The sequence below is a fragment of the Halorubrum tibetense genome, from assembly GCF_042661865.1.
Taxonomy (GTDB): domain Archaea; phylum Halobacteriota; class Halobacteria; order Halobacteriales; family Haloferacaceae; genus Halorubrum; species Halorubrum tibetense.
The window spans coordinates 1-2,408 of sequence record NZ_JBHSWW010000326.1; the positions used below are offsets into that span (position 1 = coordinate 1).

Annotated in this window: 2 protein-coding genes and 1 pseudogene; 1 reads left to right on the forward strand and 2 read right to left on the reverse strand. The window is 69.4% G+C overall.

What is annotated here, in order from left to right:
• The coding region (locus tag ACFQEU_RS14525) for a tRNA(Ile)(2)-agmatinylcytidine synthase (RefSeq protein ID WP_379783314.1) at positions 1-444 on the reverse strand (444 nt) is incomplete at its 3' end.
• Between the two features lie 154 nt (positions 445-598).
• On the opposite strand from ACFQEU_RS14525, the gene ACFQEU_RS14530 reads away from it, so the two are divergent.
• Positions 599-1,570 (forward strand): transcriptional regulator, encoded by a 972-nt coding sequence (locus ACFQEU_RS14530; protein WP_379783316.1) that lies wholly within the window; start codon positions 599-601, stop codon positions 1,568-1,570.
• A 66-nt stretch (positions 1,571-1,636) separates the two neighbouring features.
• On the opposite strand, the pseudogene ACFQEU_RS14535 reads toward ACFQEU_RS14530, so the two are convergent.
• A pseudogene (locus tag ACFQEU_RS14535) lies at positions 1,637-2,408 on the reverse strand (hypothetical protein); the annotation flags it as partial.

Genomic DNA, 2,408 nt, shown 5'->3' on the forward strand with positions numbered 1-2,408 from the left:
CGCGTCGGCGAGCGTCGTCGCCTCGTCAAGCGTGAGCCGCTCTCGGAGCGCCCGCCGGGAGAACGCCTCGACCGCCTCGGGGATCACGGCCGTCGGATCGCCGTTGCGGCCGTCGGGATCGGTGACCCCACCATCGAGACCTGCGACATCAATGTCGGCGACGACGACGCCCGGCGACGTCCGCGGGTCCTCCGCGGCCGCGAACTCCCGAACGGTGTCGGCGGCGACCCGAAACGCCTCGTCGGCGGCGACCCCGCTCGCGTGGATTGCGACCGCGGCGTTCCCCCGTGTCTTGTGTTTCACGGCCGGGTTGAGCCGGACGAGGACCCGTCGCTCGACGGTTCCGCCGATCGCTTCCAGTCGCTCGCCGAGGCGGACGCCGACGTACGTCGTACACATCCCGCGCTCGCGGGAGTCCGTGTCGTCGACGGCGACGATGGGCATATCCGTGGTTTCGTCCCGGCGGACAAGCCGGTTTCGGGCCGGAACCCGTATTTAATGGTGTCGTCGGTCATTCGGAGAAAACCGCAAGCGGGCGGTGCCGTCCGCGGATCTCGCCGACACAACGTATATATGTGCCGAGGCGCTTGGTTCACTTATGTCCCGGACTGCGTTGGTAGACAACGTCACCGCGATGCTGGAGGACGCGGGATTCCTCGTCAGCGACCGGTGTGCGGTCCGGCCCAAGAGCTTCGACGTGGCCGCCCGCCGCGAGGTGGACCTGCTGTTGTTGAAGATCCTCGGCAACGTCGACGCGCTCGACGCGGAGACCGGCGCTGAGATGCGCCGGCTCGGCGAGTATCTCGACGCGACACCGATGGTGATCGGGATCCGGACCCGCGATGAGGAGCTGAAGCCGGGTGTGGTGTACTTCCGACACGGCGTGCCCGTCATCAACCCGGACACCGCCTACGACCTGTTCATCGAGGGAATGCCGCCGCTGATCTACGCCGCTCCCGGGGGGCTCTACGTCAGCCTCGACGGCGACCTCCTCGCCGACGAACGCGAGGAGCGCGGCTGGTCGCTCGGCCGCCTCGCCACCGAGCTCGGCGTCTCCCGCCGGACGGTGTCGAAGTACGAGGACGGAATGAACGCCTCCATCGAGGTCGCCGTCCAGCTCGAGGAGCTGTTCGACGAACCGTTCTCCAGCCCGGTCGATGTTCTCGACGGGGCCGACGACGTTCGCGACGCCGACCCGACTCCCTCCGCCCCGGACGCGGACCCCGACGACGAGCACGTCGTTCACGTGCTCACCAGCGCGGGGTTCACCGTCCATCCGACCGCCCGCGCGCCGTTCAAGGCGGTCTCCGAGGACGACGACTCGCCGGTGATGCGGCTGCTCACCGGCCACTCGGCGTTCACTCCCGCGGCGGAGAAGCGCGCCCGCATCATGTCTTCAATCGGTGAGGTCGCACGCACCCGATCGGTGTACTTCACCGAGGAGGAGGAGCAGCGTGAGTCGGTCGACGGCACCGCTATCGTCTCCTGTGCGGAGCTCGCTGCGGTCGACGACCCCGAGCGGATCCGCGAGCTCATCCGCGATCGCGCGGAAGCGCCGTCAGAGGCGTAGCCGACGCTCCCGGGATTTCGATGCCACTCTCGCGCCTCGAACTCGGCTATCGCGTTTTGGGGCCGGTCAGCGCCCGAGTAACCGACTGAAGAAGCCGCCCTTCTCGTCGTCCTCGTCGTCGGCATCGGGCCCCGGTTCGTCGTCCTCGTCGTCCGCCGACCGCGAGAGCGCTGTCCCCACCGTCCCCTCGTCGTCGTCGCGGAACGGGACGCTGCCGGCGAGTTCGTCGTCTTCGTCGGCGTCGAGACTCCCCTCGTCCGCCTCCGTGTCGGCGACTCCGCCGTCCTGCGTTCCCTCCGTCTCGTGATCCGCGGTCGACTCCCGATCGGGGTCCTCCGCGTCCGGGATGTTCCCCATGAGCGACTCAGCGTCGCCGTCCTTGACGTCGTCCGGGTCCGGGTCGTCATCGATGTCGGCGTCGTCCGGCTCTGGCTCGTCATCGGTGTCGGCGTCGTCCGGCTCTGGCTCGTCGTTATCGACCTCGTCACCCGGATCGGCTTCCGACGCCGGCGGCTCCGCCCGCTCCGCGTCGCCCGCGTCGTCGGTGCTCGACTCACGCGCGGCCTCTTCGCGCTCGTCCCCGACCGCTTCGTCGATCCGTTCGGATTCGGGTGGTTCCTCGTCCGCGACGATGATGTCCGTCCCGTCGCCCTCCTCGGCGATCCCGGCGGGCCCCGCATCGGCGACGACGATATCGTCCTCGTCCCGCTCGTCTTCGTCGTCGGTCGCTTCCGTTTCGTCCACCTCGAGAGGCTCATCGATGTCGGTGCCGGTGAGCGCGCGCGCCAGCTCGCGGTACGCCCGTGTCGCCGGGGCGGTCGGCGCGGCGGTGACGAGC